Raw genomic sequence first — 16,009 nt, forward strand, 5'->3', positions numbered from 1 at the left:
TCGAGTTCTTCGACAGCTTCAGCACGCCGGCCGGTGCCGGGCAGTACCTCTCGCTGGGAGCGGGTCACTACACGCCCGAGGTCGCCAAGGTCACCATCAGCTACGGCGACGACCCGACGCAGTACCCGGCCGTCATGGCGGGCGGCGCGTTCGTCCACACGGCGGCCATCTCCACCGGCCCCAACCCTCCAGTCCCCTACGTCCACGCCTACAACGCGGACGGCAAGGAGATCTACAACCAGAGGACCCAGCCCACCGTCAGGAACACCCACCGGTAAGGGAAAGGGCATGAGCGACTGAAAGCCTGTCACCGGTGGGGCTGGACCACTAGCCTCGGGTCATGGACGACTTCATGTTTGTGCATGTCCCTTCGGAGCTGGGCGAGTTGCTGAAGGCCGCGGACTTCGACGAGGTCGAGGCGAACACCCGCTCCGCGGAACAGTGGGAGTCCGTGGCCCGGGTTGTGCTGTCCGTCGGCCGTGACGGACTCGACGTGTCGGCCGGCCTGGTGGGCATCTACCTCGCCCGGGAACAGATAGCCGACTTCGGCCGTCGTACCGCGTCCTGGTTCCGCCGTCGGCCGTCCTCCGGGACCGATGCCGAAGCCCCGGTGGCCGACACGGCGTCGCTCGTTCTCACGCTCACGACGACGGGCCCGGGGGACGGGGTCCGCATCGAGATCCGATCGACGCCCGGCCCGGACGGCGCACCGGTCCTGGACTCGGCCGCCCTCGTCGACGGCCTGGTGGCCGCCATCGACGCGGCCCCTCCGGCGCCGGCCCGGGACGCCGGGTCGCCCACGGCCGATTGATGGGCTTCCTCGCCTCCCGTCGTGCGGCGGAGTACGAGAAGGTCGCCGAGGACCTCCGGGCGCTGCAGCTGCGGCGCCATCGCGAGGGAGCGGCGGCGGCCGTGGACGATGCCTGGAGGCTCATGCGCCGCTGCACCGACAAGTTGGGGCGCGGCAAGGCGTGGTACGCCCCGATGGTCCTCGACACCGCACGGGTCTCCTTCGGCATGCATGCCGAGCTGGGCCGCTGGTTCACAGCGGCCACCAGCGGCCTCTGGTACAGCGTGGCGGTCCGTACCCTGGAGTCGGAGTTCGGCAAGCGGGGTGCGACGTTCCCCGACGAGCTCTACGCCGACATGCAGATGATGGCGGAGATGGTCCTGGACGTCGCCCACCGGGCCGGTGTGCCCGTCGCGGGCTACATCGTCGCGGAAGCCCTCACCGGCCTGCGGATGGGAACCCGCACCGCCGCCCGCGAGCTGGCCGGCCTCCTCGGGGAACCGGACGCCGCCGAGCGGCTGCGCGAGTTCCGGCGTCACAATCGCGAGATCCGCCGACAGGCGCTGAGCACTCCGAAGGACCCCCGCATCGACAGCGTCGAGACCTTGCGGGCCGCGGTCGACGGCCTGGTGGCAGACGACGTGGACACGGCCCTCGACAGGCTCTCGAAGGGACACCTCATCGCCGGCTCCAGCACGGCGTCCGCCGTGCTGGCGGCGGTGCGGACGGGGCGCTCCGTCGTCTACCTGGCGCCGGGAGCGGTGGCCGGCGCGGCGATCCGGTTGAACGCACCGGGGACGGGCCGCGACCTGTGCGAGAGTGTCGCCCTGCCGGATCTGCGGGCCACCGCGGTCCGGGACCGGCTGGACACGCTGGGGGCGGCGCTGGCCGTACCCGCCCGAGGGGTGCGCGACCGGGCGGTCCGAAGCGTGCACGCCATGGTGGGCGAGACCGTGTGGAAGCCGCTGCTCGGTGCCTGGCCGGACCTCATGGGGGCCGAGGTGGCCCTGGCCCCGCTCGGCGAGAGCTCACGACTGCCGCTCTACACCGCGCCGGTGGACGACAGCGGTGTTCCGGCCTGCGGGCTGATGGACCTCACCGTCACACCGTCCGGCAACGCCCTGATGTTCGCGAGCGCTTGGCCCCGCCCGTCCGGGCTGGAGCCCTTGGTGGTGGCCGACCCCTGGTTCGACGGCGGCAGGGGGTTCGGCTCGATCCCGTTCACCGTGCCGGAGGCCCGCCGGGTGGCCGCGGCGTACGGGGTGGAACCGCTGCTCGTCCGCCGGGACGCGGGCGCCACCGGCGAGGGACGATTGCCCACCACCAGCGGTTCCGCGAGCCCGTCGGCACCGCTGGAGGGCGGAGCCCGACCACTGGAACTGGCCGGCCTCATGGCCTCGGCCAACGTCATCCACCTGAGCGGCCACGGTGTCCTCGAACCGATCCGCCCCCTCGACTCCGCCGTCCTGCTGGGTGCACCCGTTCCGCTGTCCGAACTCCTGGGCCACGATCTGCGACGCGGGTCGACCGTGGTGCTCTCGGCCTGCCACCTGGGCGGCATCGGCCCGCGGATGCCCGGCGAGCAGCTCGGCTTTCCCGCCGCGCTGCTCGCCATGGGGGCGAGCTCGGTCGTTGCGGCGCTGTGGGCCGTCCCCGACTCCGAGGAGGCCGTCGCGCTGATGGGCGGCTTCCACGAGGGCCTCGTCGAAGGGCTCTCCCCGTCCGTGGCGTTCGGCCGGGCCGTGGCCCGGGCAGCCGCCGACGGAGCGCGTCCAACGCTGTGGGGAGCGTTCACCCACTTCGGGGCCTGAGCCTCGACGCCACCGGCCGCCCAGCGGCACCCGGCACACCCGCCCGGGCGGGGCTCGGCCGGTCACCGGCTCCCGCAGGAGGCGGATCCGGACGCGGACCGATTCCTCGGGGGCGCGGTCGAAGCGGCGGCACGCGTCACCGTGACGGCGATGTCGCCGGCCTTCAGCGCGTAGCGCGACGGGGCCGGTTCGTCGCACCCCGGCGGCTGGGGGTGGGTGCTGTGGACGCGGCTCGTGCCGTCCTCCTCCTGAAGGGCGGCGACCTCGGCGGCGTCACGGGTCACGCCGTCGTGTCGTCCCCGATGACCGGACGGCCGCCCCTCCTCGTCGCCATCCGCACGGCAGGTCGCGCCGCTGCGGGTGCGGGTGCGGGCCGTTGCGGAGACCATCGTGGCGATGGCCGACCGCCTTCCGGGAGCCGCCGTGACCGATGCCGCCCACCCCCCGTCCGCCCGTCCCCCGTCCGCCCGTCCGCCGCGCTGTCTGGTCACCGGGGCCACCGGGTACATCGGCGGCCGGCTGGTGCCGGAGCTGCTGGAGACCGGGCACGCCGTCCGGTGCCTGGTGCGCGATCCGGACCGGCTGCGGGACCAGCCCTGGCGCGGGCGGGTCGAGGCCGTCGCCGGGGACGTCACCCGGCCGGAGAGCCTGGACGGGGCCTTCGACGGGATCGACGTCGCCTACTACCTGGTGCACGCCCTCGGCACCGGCCCCGGGTTCGAGGCCACCGACCGGGCCGCCGCGGCGGCCTTCGGACGGGCGGCCGCCCGGGCCGGGGTGCGGCGGATCGTGTACCTGGGCGGGCTCGCCCCCGCCGGGGTTCCGGCCGGGCGGCTCTCCCCGCACCTGCGCTCCCGGGTCGAGGTCGGACGGGTGCTGCGCGAGAGCGGCGTGCCGACCGCCGAACTGCGGGCCGCGGTGATCATCGGCTCGGGGTCGGCCTCCTTCGAGATGCTCCGGTACCTCACCGAGCGCCTGCCGGTGATGGTGACCCCGCGCTGGGTGGAGACCCGGATCCAGCCGATCGCCGTCCGGGACGTGCTGCGGCTGCTGGTCGGGGCCGCCGGCCTGCCGCCCGAGGTGAACCGCGCCTTCGACATCGGCGGACCGGAGGTGCTGACGTACCGGCACATGATGGAGCGCTACGCGGCGGTGGCCGGGCTGCCGCGGCGGCTGATCCTCGCCGTCCCCGTCCTCACCCCCCGGCTCTCCAGCCTCTGGGTCGGCCTGGTGACGCCGGTGCCGGGGTCGATCGCCCGGCCGCTGGTGGAGTCGCTGCGCCACGAGGTGGTCCGCGCCGAGCACGACCTGGACCGCTACCTGCCGCCTCCCCCGGGCGGCGCCATCGGCTTCGACGCGGCGGTCGGGCTCGCGCTGCGCAGGATCCGGGACGCGGACGTCGCCACCCGGTGGTCCTCCGCCTCGCTGCCCGGCGCCCCGAGCGACCCGCTGCCGACCGACCCGGACTGGGCCGGCGGAAGCCTCTACCAGGACGTCCGGGAGCTGCGGGTGGACGCCGATCCGGCGGCGCTGTGGCGGGTCGTGGAGGGGATCGGCGGGGAGAACGGCTGGTACTCCTTCCCGCTCGGCTGGGCCGTGCGCGGCTGGATCGACCGGCTGGCCGGCGGTGTGGGGCTGCGCCGGGGGCGGCGGGACCCGGCGCGGCTGCGGGTCGGGGAGTCGCTCGACTTCTGGCGGGTGGAGGAGATCGAGCCGGGGCGGCTGCTGCGGCTGCGCGCGGAGATGCGGCTGCCCGGGCCGGCCTGGCTGGAGCTCACGGTCCGGCCGGACGGCGCGGGCGGGAGCCGCTACCGGCAGCGGGCGCTGTTCCACCCGCGCGGGCTGGCCGGGCACGCGTACTGGTGGGCGGTGGCGCCGTTCCACGCCGCGGTCTTCGGCGGGATGGCACGGCGGATCACCGAGCAGGCCGCCCGCGAACCCCGGGACGGTCCGCCGGGCGGGTCAGCGTGAGTGGCGGAGGTCCTCCAGTTCGCCGGTCATCCGGGTGAGGAAGCGGGCCACGGCGGCGAGTTCGGCGGGGGTGAACTCGGCGCGGACCGTCTCGGTGCGGCGGGCGACCGGGGCGAACCACTCGGCGGCCATCCGGCCGGCGCCGGGGAGGTAGTGCACCAGGACCAGCCGGCGGTCGGCCGCGTCCCGGGTGCGGCGGATGTGGCCGGCCCGCTCCAGGCGGTCCAGGACGGCGGTGACGGCGCCCGAGGAGAGGTTGAGCTCCTCGCCGAGGCGACCGGGGGTGATGCCCGGGGACGCGGTGGTGGCGTCCCCGGCGCGCATGATCGCGAGCAGGGCCTGGACGTCGGTGGTGTGCAGGCCGCCGGCGGCGGCGAAGCCGTGGCCGAGCAGGTTCATCTCGGAGGCGAGGTCCTGGAGCAGCCGGCCGAGTTCGGGCGTGCCGGGTGGCCCCTGCTGTTCCCCCTGCTGCGCCAAGGCGTGTTCTCCGGTTGCGTACGACGTCGGGCTAATCCGTTCAGCCTAACGGTGCCGCCGGCGCTCACACGCCCGGGCCGACGCGTTCACCCTCCGGAGCCGAGCCCGGAGCCGAGCCCGGAGCCGAGCCCGGAACCGAGCCCGGAGCCGGGGCCGGGGCCGGGGTCGGGGTCGCCGCGCGGCCGGTGCGGGCCGGCCACCAGACCCGGTCGCCGAGGTCCCGGACCAGGGCGGGCACCAGCAGCGAGCGCACCAGCAGGGTGTCCAGCAGCACGCCGAAGGCCACGATGAAGGCGATCTGGGCGAGGAAGGCCAGCGGGATCACGCCGAGCGCGGCGAAGGTCGCGGCCAGCACCACGCCCGCCGAGGTGATCACCCCGCCGGTGGCGGTGAGCCCGCGCAGCACCCCCTCCCGGGTGCCGGAGCGCAGCGCCTCCTCGCGGACCCGGGTCATCAGGAAGATGTTGTAGTCAACCCCGAGCGCGACCAGGAACACATAGCCGTACAGCGGCACCGAGGGGTCCACGGCGGAGAACCCGAACACGTGCGGGAAGACCACCGCGCTCACGCCGAGCGTCGCCAGGTAGGAGAGCGCGACGGTGGCGGCCAGCAGCAGCGGCGCGACCAGCGAGCGCAGCAGCAGGACGAGGACGGCGAGCACGCACAGCAGCACCACCGGTGTGATGAGGGTGCGGTCGCGCGCGGCAGTGGTGCGGGTGTCCTCCTGCTGCGCGGTGTAGCCGCCGACCAGCGCGTCCGCGCCCGGGACGGCGTGCACGGCCCGCCGCAGCCGGTGGACGGTGGCGATCGCCTCGTCGCTGTCGGCCGGGTCGGTGAGCGTGGCCTCCAGCCGGACCCGGCCGTCGACGACCAGCGGCGCGCCGCCCGGCGCCCCGGCGGTGGTGGCGCGCACGCCGGCCACGCCGGGGACTGCGGCGGCCGCCGCGGTGACGGCCTCGGCGCGGTCGGCGGCGGCGATCACCACCGCGGGGTTGCCGCTGCCGCCGGGGAAGTGCGCGGAGAGCAGCCGCTGGCCGGCCACCGAGGGCTGGGCCTTGACGAACAGCTCGCTCTGCGGCACGCCGCCGGCGTCCAGGGCGGGGGCGAGGGCGGCCAGCGCCGCCAGCACGGCCAGGCTCGCCGCCCACAGGGCGCGCGGGCGGCGGGCGACCAGCGCCGCGACCCGGGCCCAGACGGCGTGCACCGGGGCCCGGCCGTCGGCGGCGGGCCGGGCCGGCCAGTAGGCGGCGCGGCCGGCCAGCAGCAGGGCGGCGGGCAGGAAGGTGAGCGCGGAGAGCACGGCGCAGCCGATGCCGATGGCGCCGACCGGGCCGAGCGCCCGGTTGTTGGTGAGGTCGGAGAGCAGCAGCACCAGCAGGCCGAGCGCCACGGTGGCCCCGGAGGCGGTGATCGGCTCGACGGACTGCCGCCAGGCGGTGCGCATCGCGGCGAACCGGTCCCCGTGCAGGTGCAGTTCCTCGCGGAAGCGGGCGGAGAGCAGCAGGCCGTAGTCGGTGGCGGCGCCGATGACCAGGATCGACAGCAGGCCCTGGACCTGGCCGTCGACGGTGACCAGGCCGTGGTCGGCGAGCAGGTAGACCAGGGCGCAGGCGATGCCGAGGGCGAAGACCGCGCCGAGGATGACCAGCAGGGGCAGCAGTACGGCGCGGTAGACGGCGAGCAGGATCAGCAGCACGACGCCGAGCGCCACGCCGAGCAGCAGGCCGTCGATGCCGGCGAAGGCGCCGCCGAGGTCGGCGAGGAGGGCGGCGGGTCCGGTCACCCCGACGGTGGTGCCGGGCACGCGTTCGGCGAGGGCGCGGACGGCGCGCACGGTGTCGCCGGTCTCCCGGCCGAGGTCGGCGCGCAGCTGGACGACGCCCTGGACGGCGCGGCCGTCGGCGGCGGGCAGGGCGGGCGAGACGCGGCCGGTGGCACCGGGCAGCGCGGCGGCCTCGTGCAGGGCCTGTTCGGCGGCGGCGCGCCGGGTGTCGTCGAGCGGGCCGGTGGTGCTCTCCCAGACGACGATGACCGGCAGGGCGTCCCCGGCCCGGAAGTCCGCGCCGAGCCGGGCGGCCTCGGTGGACTCGGCGCTGCGGGGCAGGAAGGCGGCCCGGTCGTTGGTGGCGACCTCGCCGAGCCGGCCCGCGTAGGAGCCGAAGGCGCCGCCCAGGCCGAGCCAGACGACCAGCAGGGCGAGCGGGACGAGCAGCCGGGCGCGGCGCGGCCGGGCGGGGGGTGCGGCCGGGGCGGTGGCGGGGGCGGGACGGTCAGCGGGCATGGCGGGGCGCCCTCCGGGCTGGGGCGGGGTGGCGGACAGCCCGGATCATATCTCTCGATCATCAAGAGACTTGACGGTGGAGAGGTCGCGCGGCCGCGCCAGGAGGCCGGCGACCGAGAGAGCGCCCCAGCCGACCGAGACGGCGACCGCCATCACCCGGTGCCGCCGGGCCGGGAGGGCGGTGGCGAGCAGGGCGGCGTCGCCGAGGTCGGAGGCGATCCGGACGGCGGTGGCGGTGCGCAGCGCGGCGTCGTTCGGGGCGAGTGCCATGGCGAGGCCGCAGGCGGCGTCGCGCAGGGCGAGCGGGCGCAGGCAGGCGGCGACCTCGGCGGGCACCGAGCCGTCCGGCGCGGTGAGGCCGGAGGGGCGGGCGAGCAGGGCGGGCCGGCGGGCGACGGCGAGTCCGTAGACGGCGGTGGCGGCGCCGGTGAGGCGCAGCAGGCGCTGGTGCATGGCGGTGGTCTCCCGGGCGCGGGGCGGACAGGGTGCGACCAGTCTGCCGACACCCGGCGCGGGACATGCCGACGGCCCACCGGTGGTGGGCCGGTGGGCCGTCGGCACGGTGCCCGCGGGGGCGTCAGGAGACGCGCTTGATCTGCCACGCGTTGTTGTTGAGGCTCGGCACGGCCGAGTAGCGGCAGCTGCTGTTGTAGAAGGAGGAGAGCTGCACCCAACCGGCCGGCTGGTAGGTCGACGAGCAGACGGTGAGCGTGGTGCCGATCGGCAGGCCGGCGATGTCCTTGATCTGCTTCTTGTTCGGGCTGAAGGTCGACGAGCAGCTGATGTCGTTCCACCACTGCACGTCGACCCAGCCGGTGGGGGTGAGCTGGCTGCTGCAGACGTTCTGGGTGTCGCCGGGGGCGGCGTGCGCGGTGGTGGCGGTCAGGGTCAGCGCGGCGGCGGCGCAGCCGACGGCCAGGGCGGCGGCACGAAGACGGGACACGGAGCGGCTCCTCTCCACGACGCGGGCGGTCCGCGCCGGCCACCCATTCCTACCGGCGGGAACATGACACGGACAGTGGCTTTCCGGTCCGGTGCACCGGTGCGCGCGTCGTGTTCGCGTGTCTTGACAGTGCGCCGGCGCACTTGTTTCCGGCATATGCACGCTCCCGTCGGCACCCCCGGCCAGGCCTGGACACGCCGACGGCCCATCCGTGGTGGAACCGGTGGGCCGTCGGCACGCTGCCCGGGGGGTGTCAGGAGACGCGCTTGATCTGCCAGGAGTTGTTGTTGAAGCTCGGGCTGACCGAGTACCGGCAGCTGCTGCTGTAGAACTCGGACAGTTGCACCCAGCCGGCCGGCGGCAGCGCCGAAGCGCAGACGTTGAGCGTGGTGCCGACCGGCAGGCCGGCGACCTGCTCGATCTTCTTCGTGTTGGGGCTGAAGGTCGACCCGCAGCTGAAGTCGTTCCACCACTGGATGTCGACCCAGCCGGAGGGCGTGAGCTGGCTGCCGCACACGGTCTGGGTGTCGCCAGGGGCGGCGTGCGCGGTGGTGGCGGTCAGGGTCAGCGCGGCGGCGGCGCAGCCGACGGCCAGGGCGGCGGCACGAAGACGGGACACGGAGCGGCTCCTCTCCACGGCGCGGGCGTTCCGCGCCGGCCACCCATTCCTACCGGCGCACCCCTCGGCACGGACAGTGACTTTCCGGTCCGGCCGCCGGGGCACGCGTCGCGTTGGCGGCAACCGAAGGCCCGCCCGCGCCCCGGGATCCGGGGGCACGGGCGGGCCGGGCGGTGCGGCGGGGCGTCAGCCGGTGATCGGCTTGACGTCCAGGCGGATGTGGTCGACGGCCCAGAACCAGTTGTTCCCGGCGTCGTACATCCGGAACTTGAGCGTCACGCTGCGGGCGCCCGCCGGGACGGCGAACTGCTTGGCGACGAAGGCGTTCTGGACGTCCTTGCCGGCGTTGTCGTTGCCGGTGGTGTCGGAGCTGTAGAAGACCAGCCGGGTCTCGGTGCCGTTGTCGAAGACCGCGGTGACCGCGGCCTTCTGCGGGGCCTCCTGCCGGTAGTGCGAGTCGAAGCCCAGGTAGAGGGTGGTGGCGCCGGCCGGGACGGGCACGGCGGGCGAGACCAGGGTCGAGTCGAAGACGCCCTTCTTGGACGGCGAGCCGGTGTCGTCCCAGTCGTCCGGGTCGGCGACGGCCACGACGCCCAGGCCCCGGGTGAAGTTGCCGCGGTCCTGGCCGGCCGGGCTCGACCACTCGCGCTTGGTGTGGAAGGTCCACCCCTGCAGGCGGGTGGTGCCCTGCGGCATGCCCGGGGCGTTGACCACCGACCAGCCCTGCGGCGCCTGCGCCGTCCAGCCGAGCACCCCGCCGACCGGCTGGAGCGCGCCGGCCAGCGACTCGAAGTCCTCGCCGAGCAGGTGTCCGGCCATCACCGGGGCGGTGCGGGCGGCGAGTTCGCCGTCGGCGACGGCGAAGCGGTCGCCGGCCAGCGCCCGGGCGGTGACCAGGACGCGGTGGGTGGCGCCGTCGGGCAGCTGGGCGGGCGGGGTGACGTCCCACTCGGCGGTGGCGGTGGCGCCGGCGGCGAGCGCGGCGGGCGGCGCGGTGACGGCGGTGACCGTCCAGCCGGCCGGGACGACCGGCTGCGCCTCCAGCGCGGTCAGCGCGGTGCCGGCGGTGAAGCGGGCGGTGACCCGGGCCGGGCGGCCGGGCAGCAGGATCGCCTCGTCGATGGTGGTCGAGGCGGCCTTCAGCGCGACGTCCACGGCCAGCGGGTCGGCCAGGCCCATCGCCGGGTCGGTGAGCAGGTGCTCGCCGTCCCAGGGGAAGCGGCCGGCGATCCGGCGGCGGAAGCCCAGGTCGCCGCGGACGCCGACGGCGACGTCGTACCAGCCCTCCGGGCCGACCTTGACGTTGACGGTCTTGTCGTCGCCGGCCGCGACCCGGACCTCGCGCAGGCCGTCGCCGTAGGCGAGGTCGCCGACCAGGAAGGTCTGGGCGGTGCGCGAGCGGTTGATCACGTCCACCTCCAGCACCTTGCCGTCGTGCTCCTCGGAGAGCGAGATCTCGTAGGGCGCCTCGACGGTGCCGCGCAGGTGCCAGAGCGCGCCGTTGGGGCCGTGCACCCGCAGGTCGTAGCCGTTCGGGCCGACCGTCCAGACGTCGGAGAGGCGGGACTTGGCGCCGACGGTGTAGTGCCGTGGCGGGGTGCCGGGCTCGGGGTAGACCGCGAGGACGGCGCCCTGCTTGCCCTGGTTGATGAAGTCGACGGTCAGCTGGTCGCCCTTGAGGCGCGGCTTGACGATCAGGTTGTAGGGGGCCGGGCGGGCGGCGCGGGTGCCGCGCTCCTGCTGCGGGAAGACCTGCGGGTTGGGCACGGTGGGCGCGGGCAGCTTGCCGGTGTCGACCACCTTCTGCCGGTTGCCGCTGGTGTCCGGCAGCTCGGGCCAGCGCGGGTCTCGGCCGGAGAAGTCGAAGACGTTGGTGAGGTCGCCGCAGACCGAGCGCCGCCAGGGGCTGATGTTGGGCTCCTGGACGCCGAAGCGCTGCTCCAGGAAGCGCAGCACCGAGGTGTGGTCGTAGACGGTGGAGTCGATGACGCCGCCGCGGGTCCACGGCGAGACGACGATCATCGGCACCCGCACGCCCAGGCCCATCGGGTAGGGGCCGGAGACCACGCTCTCGCCGGCCGGCAGGGTGTCGGACCAGGTGAGCGAGCCGTCGGCGGCCTTGACCCGGTACTTGCCGTCCTGGCTCACCACGCGGTGGTAGGTGGAGCCGCCCTTGCTCACCCGCACGACCACCTCGCCGTCGACCGGCACGGTGGACTTGCCGCGCCCGGTGGCCAGCGGCGGGACGGGCGGCAGGTGGTGGTCGAAGAAGCCGCCGTGCTCGTCGTAGTTGAGGATGAAGACGGTCTTCTGCCACACCTCGGGCTTGGCCGCGAGGGCGGCCAGCAGCCGTGCGGTGAGGTGCTCGCCGTTCGGCGGAGCGTAGTTGGCGTGCTCGGAGAGCGCGGCGGGGGCGACGATCCAGGAGACCTGCGGGAGGGTGTCGGCCTGGACGTCGGCGGCGAAGGCCTCGACCAGGGCGTCGCCCATCGCGAAGGGGTCGTTCTTCTTCGCCGGGTCGCCGACGGCGCGCATGCCGCGCTCGTGGAGCGGCTCACCGGGCTTGGCCTTGACGAAGGGGGCGAACCAGGCGAGCGCGTTGTCGTCGAAGTTGTCCAGCGCCTGGTAGGTCCTCCAGCTGACGCCGGCCCGCTCCAGGCGCTCGGCGTAGGTGGTCCACTCGTAGCCGCCGGGGATCTCAGTGTTGTCGGTGACCGGGGTGTCCCGGACGGTGCCGCCGCTGGTGCCCGTCATGAGGTGGTCGCGGTTGGTGTTGGTGTTGCACTGCACCGACGCGTAGTAGGCGTCACAGGCGGTGAACACCGAGGCGAGCGCGTGGTAGAAGGGCATGTCGGCGCTCTCGTAGTAGCCCTGGCCGAGCCAGCCGCTGGAGCGGCGGGTGACCGAGCCGTCGGCGAGGCCGTCGTTCCAGGCCTTCATCGAGTCGACGAAGCCGAACGCCGGGGCGCCCTGCTGGTAGGCGTTGGTGTGGGCGGCGTTCATCGGGAAGGGCAACAGGTAGCCCTCCTTGCGGCCCGGGTCGGGCTGGTGGAAGACCGAGCGGCCGTTGACGCCGCGCACCGCCGTGCGGTCGCCGAAGCCGCGGACGCCGGCGAGGGTGCCGAAGTAGTGGTCGAAGGCGCGGTTCTCCTGCATGAACACCACGACGTGCTGGATGTCCGCCAGCCGTCCGGGGCGGGCCGGTGCGGCGAGCGCCTCGCGGACGCTGAGCGGGAGGGCGGACAGCACGGCGGCCGCCGCCGCGCCACCGAGCAGGGTGCGGCGCGACAGTTCGGGCTTCGGACTCATCGGGGGTGACTCCTTGTACACAGCGGGGGTGGTCGGACGCTTTGGTCCAGACCCGTTATGTGTACGGGCCCCAGATGGACGGGAACGGGGGGTTCGATGGCGCGCCGATGACGGACAGTGAACCCCGAGCTGTACAGACAACTTACCCCCACGCGGCACCCGCCGCGCCGACCGCCCGCCACGCCCTTGACGGAGGCCCCTCAAGACTTCCCAGGTGGCAGGGAACGGAAGGTAGTTGACGAACCGTCGGCAGCCTTCGGCCAGGTCGTGGACAACCCTTGACGAGGCATGTGGTCTGTGGAAATCTCACGGCAGGTCCAGGCCAATGATCTTCGAACGGGGGAGAGGATCGGGATCGTCCGACGCATCAGGGGGGAATCCTGGGAGTCGGGCCCGGCCGTGCCTCGGCGCCTGCCGACCGGTCCGCGGGGCGGGCCGGCCACCCTTCGGCAGCCGCGCCGTCCGACCGCGCCGTGCCGCGTCCTCGCCACCACGGCCACCGCTCGGACGGGTGCCCCGCAGCTCCGTCTCCGACTCCCGAATCGAGCACAGCATGTCCGACTCCCCCAACCGGCCCGACCCGGACTCCGCCGCCGGGGAACCCGCGAGAGCGACGGACGCCACCGGGCCCGCCTCCCCCGCCCAGCACGGGATCTGGCTGACCGGCAGACTCACCCACGTCCCCGAGGTCTTCCACCTCGCGCTGCGCCTGGTCTTCGACCGGATCGACACCGACGCCCTGGCCCGGGCCGTCGCCGCGACCGCCGCCCGGCACCCCGCGCTCGGGGCGGCCCTGGTGGAGCGGGACGGCGTCATCCACCAGGTCCCCGCCCGGCGGGCCCCCGTGCTCACCCTCCTCGACACCGCCGCCGACAGCGGCGAGGCGCTCGCCAAGCGGCTCGCCGAGGAGCTCGCCCTCCCCTTCGACCTGGCCGCCGGGCCGCTCTCCCGGTTCACCCTGCACCAGCGGCCGGACGGCGGCGCCGAGCTGCTGGTGGTCGCCCACCACGCGGTGTTCGACGGCACGTCGAAGGACGTGCTCGCCGCCGACCTGGCCGCCGGGTACGCCGCCGCGCTCGCGGGTGGGGCGGGTGGGGCGGGTGAGGCGCCCGCCGAGACCGCCGTCCTGGAAACCGCCGAACCCGTCGACCCCTCCCGCACCGAGGCGGCCGCCGCGTTCCACGGCCCGCGCTGGGCCGCCGCCACCGACCCGGTGCTGCCCGGCGGCGCGCGGGCCACCACCGACGCCGGCCCCGGCGAGGCAATCACCTGGCGGCTCGACGGCCCCGGCCGCGCCGCCCTCGACGCCGCCGCCCGGCAGAGCGGGGTCACCGTCTTCGAGTTCCTGCTCTCCGCGTTGCACGGCCTGCTGCGCCGCTACGGCGGCGAGGCCGTCCCGGTCGCCGTCCCCTTCTCCACCCGCCGCCCCGGGCAGCGCGACGCCATCGGCCTGTTCGTCAACGAGCTGCCCGTGCACGCCCCGGCCGGCGTCGACGAGGACACTCCGTTCGCGCGGTACGCGCAGGCCGTGCGCGCCGAGGTCCGGCTGGTCTCCGAGCACCGCGCCGTCCCGTTCGGCACCGCCGTGCCCGGACTCACCCCCCGTGCCGGACTCGCCCCGGTCTCCTTCGGCTACCGCCGGCGCACCACCGCCGAGCCGGTCTTCCCCGGCAGCACCACCCGGGTCGACTGGACCGTCTTCCACCACGCGGCCCGCAACACCCTGCACCTCCAGGCCGTGGCGGACCCGGAGGCGATCGAGTTCTCCCTCCAGTACGACCCGGCCGTCCTCGCCCCGCCCGCCGCCCGGCGGATCGCCGGCCACTTCGCCACCCTGCTCGCCGCCGCCGCGGCCGGGCCCGGCACGGCGCTCGGCGAGCTGCCGCTGCTCGACGCGGCCGAGCAGCACCTGGTCACCACCGCCTGGAACGCCACCGCCCGCCCCTACCCGGGCGAGCGGACCGTGCTCGACCTGGTCCGGGAGCAGGCCGCCGCCGCGCCGGACGCCGTCGCCGTGGTGGCCGGCGAGCAGCGGCTGACCTACCGCGAACTGCTGCGCCGCGCCGAGCGGCTGGCCGGCGCGCTCACCGCGGCCGGCATCGGACGCGACGACCTGGTCGGCCTGCACCTCGCCCGCACCGCCGAGCTGCCGGCCGCGCTGCTCGCCGTGCACGCCGTCGGCGCCGGCTATCTGCCGCTGGACCCCGGCTACCCGGCCGAGCGGCTGGCCTTCGTGCTCGCCGACTCCGGCGCCGCCCTGCTGCTGGCCGACCGCGAGCCGGCGCCCGAGGTGGCCGCCGCCGCGCCGGCGGTGCTCCGCCTCGCCGAGGCCGGGGACGCCCCCGCACCGGCGGAGACCGCCCCCGGCCGGCTCGCCTATGTGCTCTACACCTCCGGTTCCACCGGCCGCCCCAAGGGCGTGGAGATCGGCCACCGGGCGCTGGTCAACCTGCTCGCGGCCTTCGCCGGGGAGCTGGGCTCCGGCCCCGGGGACGTCTGGCTCGGCCTCACCTCGCTGTCCTTCGACATCTCCGCCCTCGAACTGCTGCTGCCGCTGACCACCGGCGGCCGGCTGGTGCTCGCCCCCGACGGCCTGGCCGTGGACGGCCCGGGCCTGCGCGCCCTGGTCGAGCGCGAGGGCGTCACCCACGTCCAGGCCACCCCCTCGGGCTGGCGGGTCCTGCTCGGCGCGGGCCCGCTGCCCTCCGGGCTGACCGGCCTGGTCGGCGGCGAGGCCCTGCCGCTGCCGCTGGCCCGGCAGCTGCGGGCCCGCACCAAGCGGCTGCTCAACGTCTACGGGCCGACCGAGACCACCATCTGGTCCACCTGCGCCGAGATCGCGGACCCGCCGGAGGCCGTCCGGATCGGCCGGCCGATCGCCAACACCCGTGCCCATGTGCTGGACCGGCGGCGCCGGCCGCTGCCGATCGGCGTGCCCGGGGAGCTGTACCTGGGCGGCGACGGGCTCGCCGAGGGGTACCTGGGACGGCCCGAGCTGACCGCCGAGCGCTTCGTCGACGATCCGTTCGGCGCTCCCGGCGACCGGCTCTACCGCACCGGCGACCTGGTCGCCTGGACCGCGGACGGCGAACTGGAGTTCCTCGGCCGGCTCGACGACCAGGTCAAGATCCGCGGCCACCGGATCGAGCTGGGCGAGATCGAGTCCGCGCTGCTCGGCCACCCGGACGTCGCCGAGGCCGCCGCCGCGGTGCACCGGGAGGAGGACGGCGAGGAGCCGTTCGTCGCCGGGTACCTCGTCCCGGCCGCCGGGAGCGCCGCGCCCGCCCCGGCCGACCTGCGCGCCTTCCTCCAGCGGTCGCTGCCCGGCGCCGCCGTCCCGCAGCGCTTCCTGGTGCTCGACCGGCTGCCGCTGACGCCCAACGGCAAGCTGGACCGGCGCGCGCTGCCCGTCCCACCGGTGCCGGTCGAGGCGAGTGGCGCCGAGCCCGACGGCGGGCCGGAGCACGACGAGGTGCTCACCGCCGTGCTCGGAGTCTGGTCCGAGGTGCTGCGGCTGCCCGACCTCGGGCCCGAGGAGGACCTCTTCGAGCTCGGCGGGCATTCCCTGACGATCATTCAGATCACCGCCAGGATCCGCGACCTGCTCGGCGTCGAGCTGGACTTCGACGTCTTCTTCGCCACCCCGACCCCGCTCGGCATCGCCGCGGCCGTCCGCGACCTGCGCTGACCTCGGGCGGCGCGGACACCTCCGCGCCGCCCGCACCGCTCCCCGCGCCTCCTCTCCCCGGCGGCGGCCCGGCCGCGCGGCGACCCCGCCCGACGGCCCGACGCCCACCGCCCCGACGTG

General features: G+C 75.3%; 10 protein-coding genes and 1 pseudogene. 5 read left to right on the forward strand and 6 right to left on the reverse strand.

Annotated elements, in window-relative coordinates:
• From ABTX81_RS27760 to ABTX81_RS27775, 4 genes and pseudogenes are all read left to right on the forward strand, one after another.
• Positions 1–278: pseudogene (locus ABTX81_RS27760) on the forward strand (hypothetical protein); the annotation flags it as partial.
• A 62-nt stretch (positions 279–340) separates the two neighbouring features.
• Positions 341–811, forward strand: a complete 471-nt coding sequence (locus ABTX81_RS27765; protein WP_350550807.1) for a hypothetical protein — start codon at positions 341–343, stop codon at positions 809–811.
• A complete protein-coding gene (locus ABTX81_RS27770; protein WP_350550810.1) occupies positions 811–2,601 on the forward strand; it encodes a CHAT domain-containing protein in 1,791 nt (596 codons plus the stop codon). The genes ABTX81_RS27765 and ABTX81_RS27770 overlap by 1 nt, the downstream gene beginning before the upstream one ends.
• Before the next feature lie 423 nt (positions 2,602–3,024).
• On the forward strand, positions 3,025–4,572 hold the full coding sequence (locus ABTX81_RS27775) for an SDR family oxidoreductase (protein WP_350550813.1): 1,548 nt from the start codon (positions 3,025–3,027) through the stop codon (positions 4,570–4,572).
• On the opposite strand, the gene ABTX81_RS27780 is transcribed toward ABTX81_RS27775, so the two are convergent.
• The 6 genes from ABTX81_RS27780 to ABTX81_RS27805 all read right to left on the reverse strand — a co-directional run bounded on the left by ABTX81_RS27780 (position 4,564) and on the right by ABTX81_RS27805 (position 12,201).
• Entirely contained in the window at positions 4,564–5,049 is a 486-nt protein-coding gene (locus ABTX81_RS27780; RefSeq protein WP_350550815.1) for a MarR family winged helix-turn-helix transcriptional regulator, read from the reverse strand. The genes ABTX81_RS27775 and ABTX81_RS27780 overlap by 9 nt on opposite strands.
• Before the next feature lie 64 nt (positions 5,050–5,113).
• Complete coding sequence (locus ABTX81_RS27785; RefSeq protein WP_350550817.1) at positions 5,114–7,330, reverse strand: MMPL family transporter; 2,217 nt, start codon at positions 7,328–7,330, stop codon at positions 5,114–5,116.
• 45 nt (positions 7,331–7,375) lie between these two features.
• Positions 7,376–7,783: a hypothetical protein gene (locus ABTX81_RS27790; protein WP_350550821.1), complete on the reverse strand. Its 408-nt coding sequence runs from the start codon at positions 7,781–7,783 to the stop codon at positions 7,376–7,378.
• 124 nt (positions 7,784–7,907) lie between these two features.
• A complete protein-coding gene (locus ABTX81_RS27795; RefSeq protein ID WP_350550824.1) occupies positions 7,908–8,273 on the reverse strand; it encodes a hypothetical protein in 366 nt (121 codons plus the stop codon).
• 253 nt (positions 8,274–8,526) lie between these two features.
• On the reverse strand, positions 8,527–8,892 hold the full coding sequence (locus ABTX81_RS27800) for a hypothetical protein (protein ID WP_350550827.1): 366 nt from the start codon (positions 8,890–8,892) through the stop codon (positions 8,527–8,529).
• Positions 8,893–9,078: 186 nt separating this feature from the next.
• A complete protein-coding gene (locus tag ABTX81_RS27805; protein ID WP_350550829.1) occupies positions 9,079–12,201 on the reverse strand; it encodes a phosphocholine-specific phospholipase C in 3,123 nt (1,040 codons plus the stop codon).
• 553 nt (positions 12,202–12,754) lie between these two features.
• Here ABTX81_RS27805 and ABTX81_RS27810 point away from each other — a divergent pair.
• On the forward strand, positions 12,755–15,889 hold the full coding sequence (locus tag ABTX81_RS27810) for a non-ribosomal peptide synthetase (RefSeq protein ID WP_350550831.1): 3,135 nt from the start codon (positions 12,755–12,757) through the stop codon (positions 15,887–15,889).
• Positions 15,890–16,009 lie beyond the last annotated feature (120 nt).

The sequence above is a fragment of the Kitasatospora sp. NPDC097605 genome (assembly GCF_040302725.1).
GTDB lineage: Bacteria > Actinomycetota > Actinomycetes > Streptomycetales > Streptomycetaceae > Kitasatospora.